Origin of the sequence: Pseudomonas fluorescens (genome assembly GCF_004683905.1) — a bacterium.
Taxonomy (GTDB): Bacteria; Pseudomonadota; Gammaproteobacteria; order Pseudomonadales; family Pseudomonadaceae; genus Aquipseudomonas; species Aquipseudomonas putida_A.
Window position 1 is genome coordinate 5,551,466 of the sequence record NZ_CP038438.1, and the last position, 22,021, is coordinate 5,573,486.

Consider the following 22,021-nt stretch of genomic DNA (forward strand, 5'->3'; position numbering starts at 1 on the left):
AGCATGGCCCACCCGTTTGAAACCCTCACACCCGATCTCGTGCTCGATGCCGTCGAAAGCATCGGGTTTCTCAGTGACGCACGCATTCTGGCGCTCAACAGCTACGAAAATCGCGTCTATCAGGTCGGTATCGAAGACTCCGAACCGCTGATCGCCAAGTTCTACCGTCCGCAGCGCTGGACCAACGAAGCCATCCTCGAAGAACACCAGTTCACCTTCGAACTGGCCGACGTCGAAATCCCGGTGGTGGCGCCGCTGATCCACAACGGCCAGACCCTGCACGAACACGCGGGTTTCCGCTTCACCCTGTTCCCCCGTCGTGGCGGTCGCGCGCCGGAGCCGGGCAACCTTGATCAGCTGTACCGCCTCGGCCAGTTACTCGGGCGCATTCATGCGGTCGGCGCGACCAAGCCGTTCGAACACCGTGAAGCACTCGGCGTGCAGAACTTCGGCCATGCCTCGCTGGCGACGTTGCTTGAAGGCAACTTCATCCCCAAGAGCCTGCTGCCGGCCTACGAGTCAGTGGCCCGCGACCTGCTCAAGCGGGTCGAAGACGTCTACGCCGCCACGCCGCACCAGAACATCCGCATGCATGGCGACTGTCACCCCGGCAACATGATGTGCCGCGATGAAATGTTCCACATTGTCGACCTCGACGACTGCCGCATGGGCCCGGCCGTGCAGGACATCTGGATGATGCTCGCCGGCGACCGTCAGGAATGCCTCGGGCAACTGTCGGAACTGATGGACGGCTACAACGAATTCCACGACTTCGATCCCCGTGAACTGGCGCTGATCGAACCGCTGCGCGCCCTGCGCCTGATGCACTACAGCGCCTGGCTGGCGCGGCGCTGGGACGACCCGGCATTCCCGCACAATTTTCCGTGGTTTGGTACGGAGCGGTATTGGGGCGATCAGGTGCTGGCGTTGCGTGAACAACTGTCCGCGCTGAATGAAGAGCCACTGAAACTCTTCTGATTCACCACAAACCTTTGTGGGAGGGGGCTTGCTCGCGAAGGCGGTGTGTCAGGCAATTATTCTGCTGCTGATACACCGCATTCGCGAGCAAGCCCGCTCCCACATTTGGCCAGTATTCACAAATTCAAAACTCATTTGCCAACAAATCTCCTTACAATCCCTGCTTTGTCAGCTGCCTAAGCAAGGATTCTGCATGCAAGCCGCCAACCCGCGTCGCGGGTACATTCTGGGCCTGAGTGCCTACATCATCTGGGGCCTGTTCCCGATCTACTTCAAGGCCATCGCCGAAGTCCCCGCTGTCGAGATCATCATTCACCGCGTGTTGTGGTCGGCACTGTTCGGTGCGCTGTTGCTGATGGTGTGGAAGCATCCGGGCTGGTTACGCGAGTTGCTCGACAACCCCAAGCGCTTGGCGATCCTCGCCCTGAGCGGCACCCTGATCGCGGCCAACTGGCTGACCTATGTGTGGTCGGTGAACAACGGGCGCATGCTCGAAGCGAGCCTCGGTTACTACATCAACCCGCTGGTGAACGTGCTGTTGGGGATGCTGATTCTCGGCGAACGCCTGCGGCGCATGCAGTGGATTGCGGTGGGGCTGGCAGCCGTCGGCGTGGCGCAGCAGGTGTGGCAGGTCGGCAGTCTGCCGTGGGTATCGCTGGTGCTGGCGCTGACCTTCGGTTTTTACGGTCTGATCCGCAAACAGGCGCCGGTCAAGGCCTTGCCGGGGCTGGTGGTGGAAACCTGGATGCTGGTGCCGATCGCTGTGGCCTGGCTGCTGTTCAACCAGACCGCCACCAGCGCACAACCCGAGTTTTGGACCACCTCGCAAGCCTGGTGGCTGGTCGCGGCGGGGCCGGTGACGCTCATCCCGCTGGTGTGTTTCAACGCGGCCACCCGTCATCTGCCCTACACCACCATCGGTTTCCTCCAGTACACCGCGCCAACCCTGGTGCTGCTGCAAGCGGTGTTGCTGTTTGGTGAGCACTTGTCGTCGAGCACGCTGATCGCGTTCATCTTCATCTGGGCCGGTCTGGCCGTGTACAGCGTCGATGCGGTGATCAGTTTGCGTCGGCGCAGCTGATCAAAAAACGCACAAAGCTTCGCAGGCCACGGTTCTCGTGGCCTGCAACGTTCCTTCCCAAGGTTATCCACAGCGTGATCCCCGCCGTTTGTGCGCAAGTCACTGAATGCTGGCGGTTTTTTGATCAGCATGCTGCAAGCCATGGCCGACGTGGCGTTGCGCCCGGTCTCTACAGGTTATCCACAGGCAGGTGCACGTTAAAACTGGATAACCCTGGCGGCGCTTAAAGATCTGTGCGTAACACCAGTTCGACCATCAGATCATCCGCCAGGGTTTCCAGCCGCGATTGCAGCACGTCCAGCGACAGGGTCAACGGCACCGCGAGAATTGCTTCGGCGTGGAATAACGGCTCGCTGCTCATCGGTGCCGGGCGCACCTCGGTCACCAGCCGTTCGAGGTTCACCCCCTGCTCGCTGAGCAACCGGGTGATGTCGCGCACGATGCCCGGGCGGTCATTGCCCACCAACTCCATGGCGATCGGTTTCCAGGTGCAGGACTGCTCGATACCACTCTCCGCGATCAGCACGCGAATGCCCTGTGCCGACAGCGCTTGTAGGGAATCGACTAATTCGTCGTAAGCCTCCGCCGGTACGCCCACTCGCAGAATCCCGGCGAACTGCCCGGCCATCCGTGACATGCGGCTTTCCAGCCAGTTGCCGCCGTGCTCGGCGATGCATTGGGCGATGCGCTCGACCTGCCCCGGCTTGTCCGGAGCAAACACAGTGAGTACGAGATGGTCCATGGCGCCGCCCTCTTGTCATGACTTTTGTTATAGAAAGGCAAGTATAGGCAAGGGGTTTGATTCAGCCCGGGCAGCAATTTGTGCGAGTGACCTGTGTCTTGGTTTTGGATGCAACCTGTGGCGAGGGGATTTATCCCCGATCGGTTGCGCAGCAGCCGTAAACCCTGTCAGCTCGGTCTACCTGTCAGCGCGCAGGGGGCGGCTTCGCCACCCATCGGGGATAAATCCCCTCGCCACAGAATGTGCACCGCAGGGGGATGCCATAGCAGGCAGAAAGGATTTATGTGTACAACTTTTTATATTTAGCTGGAACAATCCGATGGTTTTTTGAGAACATCCCGTTCCGCGACGTGACCGCAATGCGTCATGAGGTCGCAGAACGACGTTATTAGTCTGATTTTCACAAGCGCAACGCATCATGTAGTATGCCTCGGCGCGCACTACATAACGCTGGATCGATGTCTGCCCAAGGCATGTTCGCAACCCTGAAAGCCCCGTCAGCAAGGCCCCCAAGCCGTTGATTGGTCCCAGCCCAGCCGCCAGCAATGGCATGTACTGGTCGGAAGGTTTGTGGTTTAAATGGCCAGAGGCTTCATTGTCAAAATTGAAGAGCTGAAAAGCGAAATAGCTGAGCAGAGTGAGGCAAGCAATGACTGAACACGTTCAAGTCGGTGGCCTGCAGGTCGCCAAAGTCCTGTTCGACTTCGTGAACAACGAAGCCATTCCCGGTACCGGCCTCACCGCCGAAAAATTCTGGGAAGGTGCCGACAAGGTCATTCATGACCTGGCGCCGAAGAACAAAGCCCTACTCGCCAAACGCGATGACTTCCAGGCTCGCCTTGATGCCTGGCACCAGGAACATGCCGGCCAGGCGCACGACGCCGTGGCTTACAAAGCCTTCCTGCAAGAAATCGGTTATCTGCTGCCAGAAGCGGCTGATTTCCAGGCAACGACGCAAAACGTCGATGATGAAATCGCCCGTACCGCCGGCCCGCAACTCGTGGTGCCGGTGATGAACGCACGCTTCGCCCTCAATGCCTCGAACGCCCGCTGGGGTTCGCTGTACGACGCCCTCTACGGCACCGACGCGATCAGCGAAGACGGTGGCGCGGAAAAAGGCAAAGGCTACAACAAGGTGCGTGGCGACAAAGTCATCGCCTTCGCCCGTGCGTTCCTCGACGAAGCGGCACCCCTGGCCGCTGGCTCCCACGTCGATTCGACGGCTTACAAGATCGTTGACGGCAAACTGCTGGTCACCCTCAAGGGCGGCAGCAACACCGGCCTGCGTGACGATGCTCAACTGATCGGCTTCCAGGGTTCGGCAGAAGCGCCGATCGCGATACTGCTGAAGAACCACGGCCTGCATTTCGAAATCCAGATCGACGCCAGCACCCCGGTCGGCCAGACCGATGCCGCCGGCGTCAAAGACATCCTGATGGAAGCGGCACTGACCACCATCATGGACTGCGAAGACTCCGTGGCTGCCGTCGATGCCGACGACAAAGTGGTGATCTACCGCAACTGGCTCGGCCTGATGAAGGGCGATCTGTCCGAAGAAGTCGCCAAGGGCGGCCAGACCTTCACCCGCACCATGAACCCGGATCGCACCTACACCAAGGTCGATGGCAGTGAACTGACCCTGCACGGTCGCTCACTGCTGTTCGTGCGTAACGTCGGTCACCTCATGACCATCGACGCGATCCTGGACAAGGACGGCAACGAAGTGCCGGAAGGCATTCTCGACGGTCTGGTGACCTGTCTGGCGGCGATGCACAACCTCAACGGCAACACCTCGCGCAAGAACACCCGCACCGGCTCGGTCTACATCGTCAAACCGAAGATGCACGGCCCGGAAGAAGCGGCGTTCACCAACGAGTTGTTCGGTCGCATCGAAGATGTGCTGGGCCTCAAGCGCAACACCCTGAAAGTCGGGATCATGGACGAGGAGCGCCGCACCACGGTCAACCTCAAAGCCTGCATCAAGGCTGCCAGCGAGCGCGTGGTGTTCATCAACACCGGTTTCCTCGACCGTACCGGCGACGAAATCCACACCTCCATGGAAGCCGGCCCGATGGTGCGCAAGGCCGACATGAAGGCCGAAAAGTGGATCGGCGCCTACGAGAACTGGAACGTCGATATCGGTCTGAGCACCGGCCTGCAAGGTCGTGCACAAATCGGTAAAGGCATGTGGGCGATGCCCGATCTGATGGCGGCGATGCTCGAACAGAAAATCGCTCACCCGCTGGCCGGTGCCAACACCGCCTGGGTGCCATCGCCGACCGCGGCTGCGCTGCACGCGCTGCATTACCACAAGGTCGACGTGTTCGCCCGTCAGGCCGAACTGGCCAAGCGTGCCCGTGCTTCGGTGGACGACATCCTGACCATTCCGCTGGCGGTCAACCCAAGCTGGACGCCTGAGCAGATCAAGAACGAACTGGACAACAACGCCCAGGGCATTCTCGGTTACGTGGTGCGCTGGATCGACCAGGGCGTGGGTTGCTCGAAAGTGCCGGACATCAATGACGTCGGCCTGATGGAAGACCGTGCAACGCTGCGCATCTCCAGCCAGCACATCGCCAACTGGCTGCGGCACGGTATCGTCACCGAAGCGCAAGTGATGGAAAGCCTCAAGCGCATGGCGCCAGTGGTCGATCGGCAAAACGCCAACGACCCGCTGTACCGTCCGCTGGCACCGAACTTCGACAGCAACATCGCCTTCCAGGCAGCAGTCGAACTGGTGATCGAAGGCACCAAACAGCCGAACGGCTACACCGAGCCGGTTCTGCACCGTCGTCGTCGCGAGTTCAAGAAGGCCAACGGCCTGTAACCTGCGCTGACTGCCGGACATGAAAAAGCCCTGATCTTGCGATCAGGGCTTTTTTGTTGGCCTATAAAAATCTCCGGACCACTGGAGATCCCTTGTGGGAGCGGGCTTGCTCGCGAAGACGGACTCACATTCAACATTAACTTCGACAGAAAGGACGCATTCGCGAGCAAGCCCGCTCCCACAGGGGGGGCGGTGTAGCTTGAGAGTCAGGGATCAATGCCCAATTCGTGTTTGACCAGGCCCAGCAACTTCACCGTATCAATCGGCTTGAGCAGAAAGTCCACCACGCTCAGGTGCATCGCGGCGATGGCGTCTTTCACATCGGCATCGCCGGAAACAATGATGATCGGCAACGCCGCCCGCTCCGACTCACGCACCTGCCGAATCAAATCCAGCCCACCGACATTGCCCATACGCAAATCAGTGATCACCAGCCCGATCGAAGGTTTTTCGTCGAGCATCTTCAGCGCGGTTTCGCCGCTGGCCGCGGTCATGCAACGAATGCCATCCAACGCGAGTATCTCCGACAACAGCTCCCGGGCGTCCTTGTCGTCATCGACGATCAGTACACGCTGCGGCGGCAAGTCGGGTTCGAGCATTACTGCGCTGAGCGCTTCACGCTCGGCGTCGCTCAAAATATCGTGGTCGGACATGGCATTCTCTACGTTTTCAATTCAGTCACCTGGCACAGTCGTCAGACATCGCTAAGCAGAGCTTCAATGTGCACTTCGTCGGATTTTTTTCCAAGTGGCTGGCGGGGGAATTTCCGACTGTTTTTGTAGGGCACTTCCCAAATGTGCCCAACGGCAGCTCAAACCTAGACTTACGTCCAATGGGCACCCCGCGCGCAGGGGCCGACCATGGCTGCAACGATCCGACAACAACAATTCAAAAAAGACTGCGGTAATGGTTATGAGTAAAGCGGACGCCTTCACCCAAGCAGGGAAAACCGCGGTGTTGCAGAACATTCAGGGCACCCTGCAATTCCTCCAGCGCTTCCCGCCCTTCAATCAGATGGAACACGCCCACCTGGCTTTTCTGGTGGAACAATGTCAGCTGCGCTTCTATGGCCAGGGCGAAAGCATCATCAAGCCCGCCGACGGGCCGGTCGAATATTTCTACATCGTCAAACAGGGCCGAGTGGTCGGCGAACGCCAGCACATCACCCGGCCCGGCACCGAAACCACCTTCGAGATCACCACCGGTGAATGCTTCCCGCTGGCCGCGCTGATTGGCGAACGGGCGACCCGTACCGAACATCTGGCCAGCGAAGACACCTTCTGCCTGCAACTGAACAAACCGGCGTTCATCAAGCTGTTCGCCCTGTCTAACAGCTTCCGCGATTTCGCTTTGCGCGGGGTCAGCAGCCTGCTCGATCAGGTCAACCAGCAAGTCCAGCAGAAAGCCGTGGAAACCCTCGGCACCCAGTATTCGCTGAACACCCGCCTCGGCGAATTGGCGATGCGCCATCCGGTGACTTGCAGCCCCGACACGCCGTTGCGCGAAGCGGTGAAGCTGATGCACGAGCAACAGGTCGGCAGCATCGTCGCGGTGGATGAACACAAGGCGCCGCTGGGGATTTTCACCCTGCGTGACCTGCGCGAAGTGGTCGCCAATGGCAGCGGTGATTTCAGCGAAACCATCGAGCGCCACATGACCTGTTCGCCGTTTTTTCTGTCGCCGGATCACAGCGCTTTCGACGCGGCGATTGCCATGACCGAACGGCACATCGCCCACGTTTGTCTGGTCAAGGATCAGCGTCTGTGTGGCGTGGTCTCCGAGCGTGATCTGTTCTCGCTGCAACGGGTCGACCTGGTGCACCTGGCCCGGACCATCCGCAGTGCCCAGCGCCTCGAACAACTGGTGAGCCTGCGCGGCGAGATCGGCCAACTGGTCGAACGCATGCTTGCCCACGGTGCGTCTTCGACGCAGATCACCCACATCATCACCCTGCTCAACGACCACACCGTGTGCCGGGTGATCGAGCTGACCCTCGCCGAAAAAGGCGACCCCGGCGTACCGTTCAGCTGGCTGTGTTTCGGCAGCGAGGGCCGGCGCGAACAGACGCTGCACACCGATCAGGACAACGGCATTCTGTTCGAAGCGCGGGACGCGGCGCACGCGGCGGAGATTCGCGGCAAGCTGCTGCCGATCGCCCAGCAGATCAACCAGAGCCTGGCGCAGTGCGGCTTCAGCCTGTGCAAGGGCAACATCATGGCCGGCAACCCTGAGCTGTGCCTGTCCCGAGCAGAATGGGCGCGACGCTTTGCAGCATTTATCCGCGAGACGACGCCGGAGAACCTGCTCGGTTCGAGTATCTATTTCGACCTGCGGGTGGTCTGGGGCGACGAAAAAGGCTGCGCGCAACTGCGCCGGGGGATTCTCGATCAGGTCGGCGACAACCGTTTGTTCCAGCGCATGCTGGCCGAGAACGCCCTGCGCAATCGCCCGCCGGTGGGGCGTTTCCGCGAGTTTGTGCTGGCGCGCAAGAACGGCGAGAAAGCCACCCTCGACCTCAAGGTTCAGGGCCTGACGCCCTTCGTCGACGGCGCACGACTGTTGGCGCTGGCGCATGGCATCGAAACCAACAACACTCTGGAGCGCCTGCGTCATCTGGTCGAGAAAGAAGTCATCGAACGGCTCGACGGCGCGGCATATGAAGAGGCTTACCACTTCATCCAGCAGACGCGCATGCAGCAACACCAGATCCAGACCCGTGAGAATCTGCCATGGTCGAACCGGGTCGATCCCGACAGCCTCAATCATCTGGACCGACGCATCCTGCGTGAATCCCTGCGCCAGGCCCAGCGCCTGCAAAGCAGCCTGGCCTTGCGGTATCAGCTATGAGCCTGTTTTCGTGGCTGCGGCCGGCCAGCCCACTGCTGTCGGCAGACCTGCAACAACGTCTGGCGAAGTTGCCGGCGATCAGCGAACTGAAAGAATGCAGCCTGCGCGAGCAGCGTTGGGTGGTGCTCGATCTGGAAACCACCGGGCTGAACCTGAACAAGGATCGCGTGCTGTCGATCGGCGCGGTGGTGATCGAAGACGGCGCAATCGACTTCAGCCAGCAGTTCGAGCGCACCCTGCAATGTCGGGAGCTGAAACTCAGCCCGAGCGTGTTGATTCATGGCCTGGGGCCGAATGCGATTGCTGCCGGCAGCGACCCGGCCGAGGCGTTGCTGGAATTGATGGAATTCATCGGCGACAGCCCGGTGCTGGCGTTTCATGCGCCCTTCGATCAGCACATGCTTGGGCGCGCGCTGCGGGAACACCTGGGTTACAAGCTGCAGAATGTGTTTCTGGATGTCGCGGACATGGCGCCGCTGCTGTGTCCGCAGGCTAATATCCGCGAGGCCGGGCTGGACGAATGGATCGACTGGTTCAGGCTTGAGGTGTTCGAGCGGCACAACGCGAGTGCCGATGCACTGGCCACGGCAGAGCTGGCGTTGATTCTGTTCAGCCGGGCGCGGCAGCAGCAGATTCATAGCCCGTTGAACCTGCAGCAGCGTTTGAGTCAGTGGAAACGTCGTCAGCAGGCGCCGTCCTTCTAAAAGCCCCCTCACCCCAGCCCTCTCCCAGAGGGAGAGGGAGCTGACCTTATTGTCTGGCGTTATACATCGACCTGAAAAACCAGATCGATTATGGATTCAGCAAAGCACTTTCCGGTCGGTGCAGCTCCAGAATATTCCCTGATCGGTCCCCTCTCCCCCGGGAGAGGGTTAGGGTGAGGGGCAGCTCTTGTGCACCCACCCGACCAGTGGCCAATTGCTAACCATTCCCACCTCTGCGAGAATCGCGAACAATTCTCGTTGGTTAACATTTCCCAATCGGTGCGTCTGGTGTCGTCAGTCCCAAGCCCTCACAGTGAACTCGTCGGTGCGTTGTATCGCGACCATCGCGGTTGGCTGCTGAGCTGGTTGCGGCGCAATGTGGCTTGCCCGCAACGGGCCGAAGACCTGAGCCAGGATACCTTCGTGCGTCTGCTCGGTCGCGAGCAACTGCTGACGCCGCGCGAACCCCGGGCGTTTCTGGTGGCGATCGCCAAGGGCCTGCTGTTCGACTACTTCCGCCGCGCCGCGCTGGAGCAGGCCTACCTCACTGAATTGATGCTGATCCCCGAAGGCGAACAGCCTTCGGTGGAAGAACAGCAACTGATCCTCGAAGACCTCAAGGCCATCGACCGCCTGCTCGGCAAACTGTCGACCAAGGCCCGCGCCGCTTTCCTGTATAACCGCCTCGACGGCCTCGGCCACGCCGAAATCGCCGAGAAGCTTGGCGTCTCGGTGCCCCGCGTGCGGCAGTACCTCGCGCAAGGCATTCGCCAGTGCTACATCGCCCTGTACGGTGAGCCGACATGAACCCGGCCAGTTCCAAACCGGTCTCGGCTCAGGTGCTGGACGCGGCGATTGCCTGGCAGTTGTCGCTGGATTCCGGCAGTCCGCTGGAGCGCGAGGAGTTCGCCAAGTGGCACGCGGCCCATGAAGAACACGCCCGCGCCTGGCGCCAACTGGGCATGCTCGATCAGCGCTTCAGCGTCGCCAACGGCCCGGCCCGCGCGGCCTTGCTGCAATCGCGCGAAGGCATTCGGCGGCGCGTGCGCAAGCTCGGCAGCGGATTGGCCAGCGTGGTGGCGCTCGTCGGTCTGGCGTTGTTTGCCGGGGATCGCTACTTGCCGCTGGATTACTGGCTCGCCGATCAACGCACCGCCACCGGTGAGCAGCGCACGGTGCGCCTGGCCGATGGCACCGTGCTCAACCTCAACACCCACAGCGCGGTGGATGTGCGTTTCGATGCCAGGCAGCGGCTGATCGTGTTGCAGGCAGGCGAGATCATGGTCGAGACCGGTCACGGCGATGCGCGGCCGTTCATTGTCGAGACGCGCGAAGGCAGCATGCGCGCGTTGGGCACACGGTTTCTGGTCAAGCGTGAAGACCAAGGTACGCGCCTGAGCGTCCTGCAATCGGCGGTGGCGGCGCATCCGCAAAGTCATTCTGAAGAGCAGATCCTGCGTGAAGGCCAGCAAGTGCTGATCCGCAATGACGGCCTCGACACGGTCGCCGCGCTCACGCCCGGCGCCGATGCCTGGACCCGCGGCATGCTGGTGGTGGATAACGCGCGGCTGGAAGACCTGGTGCATGAACTGGGTCGTTATCGCCGAGGGCATCTGGGCGTGACGCCGGAAGTCGCTGACCTGCGCATCACCGGCAGCTTCCCGCTGCACGACACCGACAAGGCCTTGAGTGCGCTGCTGCCGACCCTGCCGGTGCAGATCGAGCAGCACACGCCGTATTGGGTCACGGTGGCGAAGGCTGATACCAAGCCTTAAAAAATTCGTTGTCAGGGAAATAGCTATCGCGAGCAGGCTCACTCCTACAGTAGGAATGCGTTCCCCCTGTAGGAGTGAGCCTGCTCGCGATAGGGCCACCCGCAGCACTCGAAAATTCCGAATCGGCCGCCCCACTCCCAGTTAATCGAAATTATTTTCATCCAGCCCTATCACTTTTCAATTCTCGTCCGGCACACAGGCAATTGAGAAATATTTCCATTCAGGAGCCTTCGCATGTCCCGTTCGCTAGACACCTTGTTGCGCCCCAGTCTGTTGGCCATCGCCATTGCCCTCAGCGCGCCGCTGCTCAGCAGCGCGTTGCTCGCTGCTGAACAGGCCTCTAGCGTGCGTGCCTACAACCTGCCAGCGGCGCCGCTGTCGACCACCCTGAACCAGATCGCCAGCCAGGGCGGCCTCGCGCTGTCGCTGAATCCGTCGCTGGCCGCCGGCAAGACCTCTGCGCCGGTCAGCGGTCAGTACGACGCCGCCGGTGCTCTGCGCGCGGCGCTGCAAGGCACCGGTCTGCAACTGGAACAAAGCAGTACCGGCACCTACACCCTGGTGGCAGTGCCGGAAGGGACATTGGCGCTGCCGGAAACCGCAGTGATCGGCGTGGAAAATCTGGAAACCGCCTGGGGCCCGGTCGAAGGCTACACCGCTACCCGCACCGCCGCCGGCAGCAAGACCGACACCGCGCTGGTCGAAGCGCCGCGCTCGATCTCGGTCGCCACGCGTCAGCAAATGGACGACCGCAGCGTGCACAGCCTCGATGACGCCGTACGCTACATGCCGGGCATCACCGCCAGCAGCTACGGCAGCGACACCCGTATCGACTGGCTACGGGTGCGCGGTTTCGAGCCGACTCAGTTCCTCGACGGCCTGCCGCTGCCCAAGGGCGTATACGCCAACCCAAAGCCTGAAACCTGGAACCTCGACCGCCTCGCGCTGCTGCGCGGCCCGGCCTCTTCCGTCTACGGCCAGACGCCGCCGGGCGGTCTGCTGGACATGGTCAGCCGGCGCCCGAGCTCGGAAGCCAGCAGCGAAATCCAGTTGCAGTACGGCAGCGACAACCATCGTCAGATCAACTTCGCCAGCACCGGCAAGATCGACGACGCCGGGCAGTTTCTCTACGGCATCAGCGGTGTGGTGCGCGACAGCGACACGCAGATCGATCACATCGAGAACAAGCGCTATAACATCGCGCCGAGCCTGACCTGGAACATCGATGACGACACCAAATTCACCCTGCTGACCCAGTTCACCCGCGACGATACCGGTGTCACCAGCCAGTTCTACCCGATTCAGGGCACCAAGATCGACATGCCGTTCGGCAAGATTTCCCATCACAAGAACCTCGGTGATCCGGACTACGATTTCTACGACCGCACCTACTACGCGCTCGGTTATGCCTTCGAGCATCGCCTCAACGACGTCTGGCAGTTCAAGCAGAACCTGCGCTACACCAAGTCGGATCTGTCGTTCCAGACCGTGACCGTCAACAGTTACAACCCATCGTTCGCCGGCTTCACCGTGGATGCTCAGGGCAATGTCGGTCGCGGCACCACCAACGTTGATGAAGACATCAGCCAGTTCGCCGTGGACAACAACTTCCAGGCCGACTTCGCCACTGGAGACATCCGCCATACGCTGTTGCTCGGTCTGGATCACCAGCGCAGCAACACCAACTACACGTCGATCTTCGGCACCGCGCCGGACATTAACGTCAACAATCCGATCTACGGTCAGCCGATCACCCGTCCAGCACGTTCTTCGGCGTTCTATGACTATGACCAGAAGACCTACCAGACCGGCCTGTACGTGCAGGACCAGATGGCCCTCGACCAGTGGCGCCTGACCCTCGGCGGACGTGAAGACTGGGTGCACACCGGCACGCAGTTCATCAACAAGGGCGACGCCACCAACACCCAGCGCGACAAGGCGTTCAGCGGCAACGCGGCGCTCAGCTACGTGTTCGACTCGGGCTTCGTGCCGTACCTGTCGTACGCCGAATCCTTCCAGCCAACCAGCGGCGCCGATGCCACCTCCACCGGTTCGCTCAAGCCGACCGAAGGCAAGCAATGGGAACTGGGCATCAAGTACCAGCCGCCGGGCAGCAAGACTCTGCTGAGCGCTGCGGTGTATGACCTGACCCAGAAGAACGTCGCGGTCAACAGCATCGTCAACAACGTGACCATCACCAGCCAGACCGGTGAAGTGAAGGTCAAAGGCCTGGAGCTGGAAGCGGTTTCCGACGTCACCGATAACCTGAAAGTCATCGCCGCCTACACCCTGGCCAAGTCCGAAGTGCAGAAAGGCGTGGACAAGGGCAATCGCCTGCAACTGATGCCTAACCAGCAAGCTTCGCTGTGGACCGACTACACCTGGCACAGCGGCGTACTCGACGGTTTCGGCATCGGCGGTGGCGTGCGTTACACCGGCAACACTTACGGCGACAAGGCCAACACCTGGCTGGGCAAGGCGGACGCCTACACCGTGTTCGACGCCTCGGTGCATTACGACCTCGGTCGCCTGGACAACAGCCTCAAAGGTGCGTCGCTGGCAATTAACGCCACCAACCTGTTCGACAAGGACTACATCTCCACCTGCGACGGCTACTACTGCTACTACGGTGACCAGCGCAGCGTCATCGCCAGCGCCACTTACAAGTGGTAAGCGCGTGAGCTGAACCAGGTTCTGTCACCAGGCCGTCCCCCGTGGACGGCTTCGGTGTTTTTGAAGGTCATGAAATGAAAAGTAAAACAATTCGCCGTTGGTCGTTCATCCACACCTGGACCAGCCTGATCTGCACCGTGTTTCTGCTGCTGTTGGCATTGACCGGTCTGCCGCTGATCTTTCATCACGAAATCGAGCACCTGCTCGGCGATGCCCCGCAAGTGCGCGAGATGCCGGTCGACACGCCGCGCCTGAACCTGGCGCAACTGGTCGAGGCCGCAGAAAAACATCGCCCAGGTGAAGTGGTGCAGTACTTCGGTTTCGAAGACGACGAACCGAACGCCGTGCTGACGATCATGGCGAAAACCGCCGGCACCGAACCGAACTCGTCGCACACCTTCATGCTCGATGCGCGCACCGGTGAAGCGTTGGAAACCCCGTCGGCCAATGGCGGGCTGATGCTGTTCATCTTGCGCCTGCACGTCGACATGTTTGCCGGACTGCCGGGCAAGTTGCTGCTGGCGTTCATGGGTCTGCTGTTCGTGGTCGCGATCATCTCGGGCACGGTGCTCTACCTGCCGTTCATGCGCCGCTTGCAGTTCGGCACCGTGCGTCAGGACAAGTCCACCCGCCTGCGCTGGCTCGACCTGCACAACCTGATCGGCGTCGTTACCCTGACCTGGGCGCTGGTGGTCGGTGTCACCGGCGTGATCAGTGCCTGTGCCGATCTGATCATCGCCGCGTGGCGCAACGACACGCTGAGCGCCATGGTCGCGCCCTACCGCGATGCCCCGCCGCTGACCCGCCTGGCACCGGCCACCCGCCTGCTCGACATCGCCCGCGACGTGGCGCCGGGAATGAACCCGGATTTCATCGCTTTCCCCGGCACGCGGTTTTCCAGCGAGCATCATTATTCAGTCTTCATGAAGGGCGGCACGCACCTGACCTCGCACCTGCTGACGCCGGTGCTGATCGACGCCAGCACCCTACAGGTCACCGCTGTGGCCGAGCGCCCGTGGTACATGGACGCCATGGGCATGTCCCAGCCGCTGCACTTCGGCGACTACGGCGGCATGCCGATGAAGATCCTCTGGGCAACCCTCGACGTGCTGACCATCATCGTCCTCGGCAGTGGCGTGTATCTGTGGGTGGTGCGGCGTAAAGCGGCAAAACCGTTGCCGCTGGAGGCTGCTGCATGAAGCCGCGTCAGTCGAGTTTCTGGAAAGTGTTCAGCACGCCGCTGGTGATTGCGCTGCTGAGTGCGGCGGGGTTGTTTTCGGCGTTGCTGGGGGACGGGATCTGGGATGCGTTGAGTTGGGTCGGGCTGGGTGTTCCCGCATTTCTGGCCATAAGAGGCTTGCTGCCGCGCGAGTGATTTTTGTGCTGCCTGACAGGGCCTCTTCGCGAGCAAGCCCGCTCCCACAGGGGATTTGTGAACGAAACAGATCCAGTGTGGGAGCGGGCTTGCTCGCGAAGGCGGCCTGATGAACACCAGCAAATCCCTCGCCAGCCGTTCTGTATCTGACTAGGCTAATCTCCTGCTCTTCGATGACCACCGAGGTTTGCCAATGTCCGCCCCCAGCATGACCCTGTTTCACAACACGCTCTCCCCGTTCGTGCGCAAAGTGATGGTGCTGTTGCACGAGACCGGCCAGCAGGATCGCGTCGCCCTGCAAGACTGCGTCCTCACCCCGGTCAGCCCGGACGCTGCGCTCAACGCCGACAACCCGCTGGGCAAGATTCCCGCCCTGCGTCTGGCCGACGGCAGCGTGATTCATGACAGCCGCGTGATCCTCGAATACCTCGACCAGCAACACGTCGGCAATCCGCTGATCCCTCGCGAAGGAGCGGCCCGTTGGCGGCGTCTGACCCTGGCCTCGCTGGCCGACGGGATCATGGACGCCTCGGTGATGGTGCGTTACGAACTGGTGCTGCGCGCCCCGGAAAAGCACTGGGACGAATGGCTCGACGCCCAGCGCGAGAAGATTCGTCGCGCCCTGGCCTATCTGGAAAGTGACGCCATCGCCGAGCTGACCAGCCATTTCGACGTGGCGGCGATCAGCGTCGCTTGTGCACTGGGTTACATCGATCTGCGTCATCCGGATCTGGACTGGCGCAGCGCCAATCCGCAACTGGCCAACTGGTATTTCGACGTTAGCCAGCGACCGTCCATGGTTGCCACGATGCCCAAGCCTTAAGGCTGCGGCGCCTGTTCCGCCCTCTTCGCGAGCAAGCCCGCTCCCACATTGGAATGCGTACTCCTGTGGGAGCGGGCTTGCTCGCGAAGGCACCACCTCGTTTCCACAGGCAGAAACCCGACAATCCGCGTCACCAATTCTTCCTTCCAGCGCTGCTCCTCTCGCAACCCGCTCATTGCATCGCCTCCACATCAAACGCCAGCGGCTTGGCCGGTTTTTGCCCGATCCCGTACCAGTCGAGTTTGCGCGTCAGCACCATGAACACCCCGAGCAGACCGAACAACAGCAGCGAACCCATCAGCAGCGCGTAATCCTCGGCGCTCAGCAGGCCATACAGCAGGCCATACAACGCCGCCAATCCCGCAGAAAAACTCAGGCCATGACGCACGCTGTGCAGCACGTGGCAGACGTAAAACCCGATCAACAGCACACAGCCACTGGCCGACAGCAGATACGCCAGGGCAAAGCCGATGTGCTCCGACAACGACAGCAGCAACAGATAGAAGAACGCCAGCGCCACACCGACCAATGCGTATTGCACCGGGTGCACCGCCAGACTCTTGAGCACCTCGAACAGGAAGAAACCGGCGAACGTCAGAACGATAAACAACAGCGCATATTTGATCGCCCGATCACTCTTCAGGTACTGATCCACCGGATCGATGAAGCTCACACCAAAGCTGCGCCCGTTGAACGCCTCGCAGTCATTGCCCAGCACGCAGCGGTTCATCGCTTCCTGCAGGTTGGTGGAGAAAAACGTGGTCTGCCAATCGGCGCTGAAACCCTGGTCGCTGATCTCGCGTTTGCCCGGCAGGAAGTTGCCGACAAAACTGGGGTGCGGCCAGTTGGCGGCAAGACTGACGTGACTGCTTTTGCCCACCGGCAACACCTGCAACGAACCGGTGCCTTGCAGACGCAGGTCGAAACCGAAGGTCAGCTCCGTGGCGTTGCGGGTATCCAGCGCTGGCAACGTCACCCGCACGCCTTCGCCGAGCCAGCCGACTTGGGTACCTGGTACGAAGTCCAAGCGCTGGCCATCGAGTTCCAGTTTCAGGGCGTTTTCGATGCCGCGAATATCGCTGATGCCCACTGCCAGAAACGGCGCGTCGAACTGGTAATCGGCAAAGTCTTCCTTGATCCCCAACTGCGCCGGCAACGAGAAATGCCCGTTGATGCGATTGTCGGCATGGAACAGTCGCGCTTCGTAGATACCGCGATTGCGCAGCTCGGTCTGCACCTGACCGTCGAGCTCGAAGCGCTCCGGGAGAAAGTACAGCCGACCGCGTTCTTCGCCCAGTTCTTCGTAGCGCTGACTGGTTTTCTCGTTGGTCTTCCAGGTGCGCACCACTTTGCGATACGGCACCACCATCACCGGCCCGCTCAGTTGCTGGCTGTAGCTGGAGCTGCGGGCGATGTCTTCGAGCACGCCGTCGCGCAGTTGCTGGCGATCATCGATGATACCGTCAATCATCAGCAGCGGTATCAGCAACAGCAGGATCAACAGGGCAATCGCCCCGAGCTTTATGGTCAGATTCTTGTTCATGGGACTCTCCCTGTTTGGATGGGCAGAGTCTGCTGTTGATGTATGAGGGGAATGTGGGGGGAATATGGAGATTGTGTGGAGACTGCACCGGCCCCTTCGCGAGCAAGCCCGCTCCCACAGTTGATCTTTGGTGTGACCAAGACCTGTGTTTCACCCCCCCCCTGTGGGAGCGGGCTTGCTCGCGAAGGCAGCGACTCGGTTTCAGGACAAGCGCAATGTCACTTCCACACCGCTCTCGACGTTGCGGATATGCATCGACCCACCATGCAACTTCACCACTTCTTCAACGAAGTTCAGCCCCAACCCGGTGCTCTTGCGCCCAGTGTCCGGGCGCGGCAGCGAATAAAATCGCTCGCTCAGGCGTGGCAAGGCGTAATCGGGAATCGCCGCTGCTTCGTTGAACAAGCGCAACTCGACCTGCTCCCCCACGCGCTCGGCACTGAAGCGCAGCAGCCCGGCGACCGGGGTGAAATCCAGCGCATTCTCCAGCAGATTGCCCAACGCCTGACGCAACAGAAACGGCTCGCCGATCAGCAGCAGATCTGGCGCAATCGTCTGCTCGACCTTGAGCCGCCGGCCTTCGATGCGCGCTGCCTGCGCCCGCAACAATTCATCAACCAATGCCGCCAGCGGCACCGCCACGCGCTCCTCAAGACCCTGCCGCTGTTCCACCTGAGCCAGATTCAACAGCCGCTCGATCAACTGCTGCATCCGCGCGCTTTCGCTGTCGATGTTGCCGACAAAGCGCAAGCGCTGAATCGCTGGCATCTCGTCCTGCAGCAATTCCGCCGCACCGCGTATCGCCGCCAGCGGGCTTTTCAATTCATGGGTCAGGGTGTGCACGTAGCGCTCGACGTAAGCCTTGCCTTCGAGCTGGGTGCGCATCTGTTCCACCGCCGTCGCCAGTTGCTCCAGTTCGCCGCCACGGTAATGCGGCACTTCCACTCGCCGGCCTTCGCTCACCGCCTGCGCATACCCGGTCAAACGGTGCAGCGCGCGGCTCAGCCACCACGACAGCAAAGCGCCGAACAGCAGACCGAGGCCGATCAGCCCGGCGCCGTAAAACAGCAGGCGCCGCTCGGTACGATCAACATAAGGCTGCAATGAGCTGTTGGGTTTGGCCACGGTAACCACGCCGATGATCCGGCCGTTGTCGCGGATCGGCGCGCCGACGTGCATCACCGAGGAGTTCGCATCATTCGGATCGCTGCGGCTCGAACGAGCGCCGTACTCACCACGCAAAGTCAGGTAGACGTCGTTCCAGCGCGAGTAATCCTGCCCGACCGCCACGCCGCTGGAATCCAGTACCACGATGCCTTTGGCGTCGGTGACGTAGATGCGGTGGTTGACCTGATTTTTCGGCAAACCCCAAATGGTCGCCTGCGGCTGGCGTTCACCGTAGGCACGCAACAATTCGGGCCAGCGGTTTTCGCTGAGCGTGCCGGCCTTGAAATCATCACGCAGGATCTCCGCCATCAGGTTGGCGGTGTCGACCAGAGTCTCTTCGGTGGACTGGCGCACGCCCGGGCGGATTTCTTCCATCACCGTGTTGAGCACGAAGTAACCGGTCAGGCCGACAAACAGCACATACACCAGAAAAATCCGCAGCCCCAACGACATCAGCTGTGCCCCGGGCTGTAGCTGTAACCGAGGCCGCGATGGGTCTGGATCGGCTCGGCATCGGCCCGCACCAGGCGCAATTTGGCGCGCACGCTTTTGATGTGGCTGTCGATGCTGCGCTCGTAACCGGCGTCGGCGGCAACCCCCAGCGCATCGAGCAATTGCTCGCGGCTGAACACCCGCTGCGGTTGTTCGAGCAGGCATTGCAACAGGCGAAACTCATGACGGGTCAGGCTCAACGGCTGTCCCCGATAGACGATCTGCACACGCTCGGCATCGATGCGAAACAGCGCCGAGGACGCTTCAACCGCAGGACGCGGCGCCATGCGCTTGAGAATCGCCCGTACCCGCGCGGCGACTTCCCGTGGGCTGAACGGCTTGACCACGTAATCGTCGGCGCCGATCTCCAGCCCCACCACCCGATCGATCTCGGCGTCCCGGGCACTGAGGAACAGCACCGGCACTTCACTGAAGCGCCGCAGCTGTTTGCAGGTTTCGAAACCGCTGATGTCCGGCAGGCCGATATCGAGAATGATCAAGTCAGCCGGGGTCTGCCGTTGAAACTCCAGCGCCGCCGCGCCGAGGCTCAGCCACGTGGTGGCGAACCCCTCGCCCTGCAGGGCAAAAATCAGCGTGTCGGCAATCGCCGCTTCGTCTTCGACAATCAGGATATGAGGCATGGCGTCCGAGCCCATGGGTTAAGTGCGCGAACGGTGCCCCAAGCCTGACGTTACGTCAATGAGACCACTTAGCAGTCCGGCTTGTCGGCGGTGAAACGCCGCGCCGGGTTCACTGCCGCGCCGAACTCGCGCAAGGCCTTGGCACCGATCAGCAGCGGGTAGTTGAAGTTGCTGCGGTCGGTCAGGTTGACCTCAACGGTGCGCTTGACGTTGCCCAGGCACAGTTCCAGATCGACCACAGGGCGCTTGGCGACTTCAGTGCTGTCACCCTCGTCCTCTTCATCCGAGCGGCTCTTGATCTTGCTGATCCGCGCGACCTTGTGTTCGTAGACCTTGTTGCTGGCATCCTTGGTGCCGAGGCGGAAACGCACCCAGTTCTCGCCGTCGCGGGTGAAAGTCTCGATGTCCTTGGCCGACAGCGAGGCGGTCAGCGCGCCGGTGTCCATCTTGGCCTTGAGAACCTCACCACCGATTTCCGGCAGCGCGATGTATTCGTAACGCCCGTACAGGGTCGGCTCGGCGGCCATGACCGGCAGGGCGACGAGGGCAAACAGTGCAAGGAGGGATTTCACGTAGAGGGCTTCCTTGGAAAATGAGGGCGTCAGACGCGAGATTTTAGACAGCCGGCGAGCAATTGGTTCGCTTGAGTCCGCCTTCGCGAGCAAGCCCGCTCCCACAGGGGATCCGGGATCTGTTGGAGATGGCATGCACACTGAAGATCCACTGTGGGAGCGGGCTTGCTCGCGAAGAGCCCAGCCCTGCCAACACAGTAATCAGCGCCAGCATAGCCAGCCAAAAGTGAAACATTCGTCACCATCGATTTGGCCTCTCACCCGAAGCCACTTATCATGGCGCGCCCATCCGCCTTCATAGAGTTGCTTATGCGCCGCCTGCTCACCGGCTGTTTCGTCACCCTGCTGCTGTTGCTCAACACCCTGATCCTGATCGGGCCGTTGTTGGTCTTTGCCCTGCTCAAACTGATTGCGCCGGGGCGCTGGCGCGACTACGCCTCGTGGGCGGTGATGTGGATTGCCGAGACCTGGGCGGAAATCGACAAGCTGATTTTTCGCCTGTGCATCCCCACCCAATGGGATATTCGCGGCGGCGCAGACCTGCGTGGTGACACCTCGTACCTGGTGGTCAGCAACCACCAGTCGTGGGTCGACATTCCGGCGCTGATCCAGACTCTCAACCGGCGCACGCCGTTCTTCAAGTTCTTCCTCAAGAAAGAACTGATCTGGGTACCGTTCCTCGGTCTGGCGTGGTGGGCGCTGGATTACCCGTTCATGAAGCGCTACACCAAGGCGTTCCTCGCTAGGCACCCGGAACTGGCGGGCAAGGATCTGGAAATCACCAAACAGGCCTGCGAGCTGTTCAAACGCCAGCCGGTGACGGTGGTGAATTATCTGGAAGGCACCCGCTACACCGCGGCGAAAAGCGCGCAGCAGCAGTCACCGTTCAAGCATCTGCTCAAACCCAAGGCGGGAGGTGTGGCGTTTGTTCTGGCGGCGATGGGGGAACAGCTGGATGCGCTGCTTGACGTGACCGTGGTTTATCCACAGCAGAAGATTCCGGGGTTCTGGGATCTGATCAGCGGCAGCGTGCCGCGGGTGATTGTCGACATCCAGACCCGCGAACTCGACCCGGCACTGTCGCAGGGCGATTACGAGAACGATCCGCAGTTTCGCCAGCAGGTCCAGAACTGGGTCAACCAGCTCTGGACCGAGAAGGATCAGCGCATCAGCGAACTGCGCGGCGAGCGCGGCTGAATCAGCTACCGGTGCCGGCGCCCCAGATGCTGCCCAGACTCTGCAGCAGCGGGCCGCCGACGCCCTGATCACCCAGGTACTTGAGCAACACCGGGGCAAACTGGCCGACCATGCCGCTGTCCATGCCCAACGCACCGAAGGCATTGTTCAGGTCGTTGGTGTCCTTGACGTTGCCCAGCGCGTTTTCCAGCCCGGCCGACTTGCCCGACGAACCCAGCAAACCACTCAACGCCGCCAGGTTGCCGCTGCCGCCCGACAGTTTGTCGATGCCCGGCACTTCTTTGGCCAGCTGCGAATAATCGGTGCTGCTCAACTGATTCTTGGCCAGGCCGAGCATGGCGCTGGTGCCACCGACGGCTTGCTGAGGCGTAACACCGAGACCGGTAACGGCTTGCAGCAAACCGGCGGTTTCCGAGGTCGGAGCGGCGGCGGTGGCAGCGTTGCCACCCTGCATGCTTGCAGCCGCTTTGGTCACGTCGTCCAGACTGAAGCCGGCAAACACCGGGCTCGCTGCAAGGGTCATCAGTGAAGCCAAGGCAATACCGCGTGAAATCTTCATTCAGACATCCTCTTGCGCTGTGGTA

General features: G+C 61.2%; 19 protein-coding genes. 12 read left to right on the forward strand and 7 right to left on the reverse strand.

Annotated features, from left to right (window positions below):
* Positions 1-3: 3 nt before the first annotated feature.
* Both E4T63_RS25730 and rarD read left to right on the forward strand, forming a co-directional pair.
* Positions 4-978, forward strand: a complete 975-nt coding sequence (locus E4T63_RS25730) for a serine/threonine protein kinase (RefSeq protein WP_135296708.1) — start codon at positions 4-6, stop codon at positions 976-978.
* 193 nt (positions 979-1,171) lie between these two features.
* Positions 1,172-2,059 carry an EamA family transporter RarD gene (gene rarD, locus E4T63_RS25735; protein ID WP_095137447.1) on the forward strand — a complete coding sequence of 296 codons (888 nt, stop codon included), beginning with the start codon at positions 1,172-1,174 and terminating at the stop codon, positions 2,057-2,059.
* Positions 2,060-2,282: 223 nt separating this feature from the next.
* Here rarD and E4T63_RS25740 read toward each other — a convergent pair whose 3' ends face one another.
* Positions 2,283-2,801, reverse strand: a complete 519-nt coding sequence (locus E4T63_RS25740; RefSeq protein ID WP_095137448.1) for a glycine cleavage system protein R — start codon at positions 2,799-2,801, stop codon at positions 2,283-2,285.
* A 649-nt stretch (positions 2,802-3,450) separates the two neighbouring features.
* On the opposite strand from E4T63_RS25740, the gene E4T63_RS25745 reads away from it, so the two are divergent.
* Positions 3,451-5,628: a malate synthase G gene (locus tag E4T63_RS25745; protein ID WP_098965942.1), complete on the forward strand. Its 2,178-nt coding sequence runs from the start codon at positions 3,451-3,453 to the stop codon at positions 5,626-5,628.
* 206 nt (positions 5,629-5,834) lie between these two features.
* Here E4T63_RS25745 and E4T63_RS25750 read toward each other — a convergent pair whose 3' ends face one another.
* Complete coding sequence (locus tag E4T63_RS25750) at positions 5,835-6,281, reverse strand: response regulator (RefSeq protein ID WP_098965943.1); 447 nt, start codon at positions 6,279-6,281, stop codon at positions 5,835-5,837.
* 259 nt (positions 6,282-6,540) lie between these two features.
* On the opposite strand from E4T63_RS25750, the gene E4T63_RS25755 reads away from it, so the two are divergent.
* The 8 genes from E4T63_RS25755 (at position 6,541) to E4T63_RS25790 (ending at position 15,825) form a co-directional block, all read left to right on the forward strand.
* On the forward strand, positions 6,541-8,475 hold the full coding sequence (locus E4T63_RS25755) for a putative nucleotidyltransferase substrate binding domain-containing protein (protein ID WP_348631546.1): 1,935 nt from the start codon (positions 6,541-6,543) through the stop codon (positions 8,473-8,475).
* Complete coding sequence (locus E4T63_RS25760; protein WP_135296710.1) at positions 8,472-9,179, forward strand: 3'-5' exonuclease; 708 nt, start codon at positions 8,472-8,474, stop codon at positions 9,177-9,179. Before E4T63_RS25755 ends, E4T63_RS25760 begins: the two co-directional genes overlap by 4 nt.
* Positions 9,180-9,467: 288 nt before the next feature.
* On the forward strand, positions 9,468-9,986 hold the full coding sequence (locus E4T63_RS25765; protein WP_096797587.1) for an RNA polymerase sigma factor: 519 nt from the start codon (positions 9,468-9,470) through the stop codon (positions 9,984-9,986).
* Complete coding sequence (locus E4T63_RS25770) at positions 9,983-10,954, forward strand: FecR domain-containing protein (protein WP_135296711.1); 972 nt, start codon at positions 9,983-9,985, stop codon at positions 10,952-10,954. The genes E4T63_RS25765 and E4T63_RS25770 overlap by 4 nt, the downstream gene beginning before the upstream one ends.
* 234 nt (positions 10,955-11,188) lie before the next feature.
* A complete protein-coding gene (locus E4T63_RS25775; RefSeq protein ID WP_098965950.1) occupies positions 11,189-13,627 on the forward strand; it encodes a TonB-dependent siderophore receptor in 2,439 nt (812 codons plus the stop codon).
* Between the two features lie 74 nt (positions 13,628-13,701).
* Positions 13,702-14,826 (forward strand): PepSY-associated TM helix domain-containing protein, encoded by a 1,125-nt coding sequence (locus E4T63_RS25780; RefSeq protein WP_135296712.1) that lies wholly within the window; start codon positions 13,702-13,704, stop codon positions 14,824-14,826.
* Entirely contained in the window at positions 14,823-15,002 is a 180-nt protein-coding gene (locus E4T63_RS25785; RefSeq protein ID WP_098965951.1) for a hypothetical protein, read from the forward strand. Before E4T63_RS25780 ends, E4T63_RS25785 begins: the two co-directional genes overlap by 4 nt.
* A 193-nt stretch (positions 15,003-15,195) precedes the next feature.
* A complete protein-coding gene (locus E4T63_RS25790; RefSeq protein WP_135296713.1) occupies positions 15,196-15,825 on the forward strand; it encodes a glutathione S-transferase in 630 nt (209 codons plus the stop codon).
* A 172-nt stretch (positions 15,826-15,997) separates the two neighbouring features.
* On the opposite strand, the gene creD is transcribed toward E4T63_RS25790, so the two are convergent.
* From creD to E4T63_RS25815, 4 genes are all read right to left on the reverse strand, one after another.
* A complete protein-coding gene (gene creD / locus E4T63_RS25800) occupies positions 15,998-17,368 on the reverse strand; it encodes a cell envelope integrity protein CreD (RefSeq protein WP_135296715.1) in 1,371 nt (456 codons plus the stop codon).
* Positions 17,369-17,569: 201 nt separating this feature from the next.
* The gene (gene creC / locus E4T63_RS25805) at positions 17,570-18,988 is read right to left on the reverse strand and encodes a two-component system sensor histidine kinase CreC (RefSeq protein WP_135296716.1); all 1,419 of its coding nucleotides are present in this window, start codon (positions 18,986-18,988) and stop codon (positions 17,570-17,572) included.
* On the reverse strand, positions 18,988-19,668 hold the full coding sequence (gene creB / locus E4T63_RS25810; protein ID WP_135296717.1) for a two-component system response regulator CreB: 681 nt from the start codon (positions 19,666-19,668) through the stop codon (positions 18,988-18,990). The genes creC and creB overlap by 1 nt, the downstream gene beginning before the upstream one ends.
* Before the next feature lie 68 nt (positions 19,669-19,736).
* Positions 19,737-20,240 carry an ATP-dependent zinc protease family protein gene (locus tag E4T63_RS25815; RefSeq protein ID WP_007962587.1) on the reverse strand — a complete coding sequence of 168 codons (504 nt, stop codon included), beginning with the start codon at positions 20,238-20,240 and terminating at the stop codon, positions 19,737-19,739.
* 309 nt (positions 20,241-20,549) lie between these two features.
* Between E4T63_RS25815 and E4T63_RS25820 the strand changes: the two genes are divergently transcribed.
* Entirely contained in the window at positions 20,550-21,437 is an 888-nt protein-coding gene (locus tag E4T63_RS25820; protein WP_135296718.1) for an acyltransferase, read from the forward strand.
* 1 nt (position 21,438) lies between these two features.
* Here E4T63_RS25820 and E4T63_RS25825 read toward each other — a convergent pair whose 3' ends face one another.
* Entirely contained in the window at positions 21,439-21,996 is a 558-nt protein-coding gene (locus E4T63_RS25825) for a DUF2780 domain-containing protein (protein WP_135296719.1), read from the reverse strand.
* Positions 21,997-22,021: the final 25 nt, after the last annotated feature.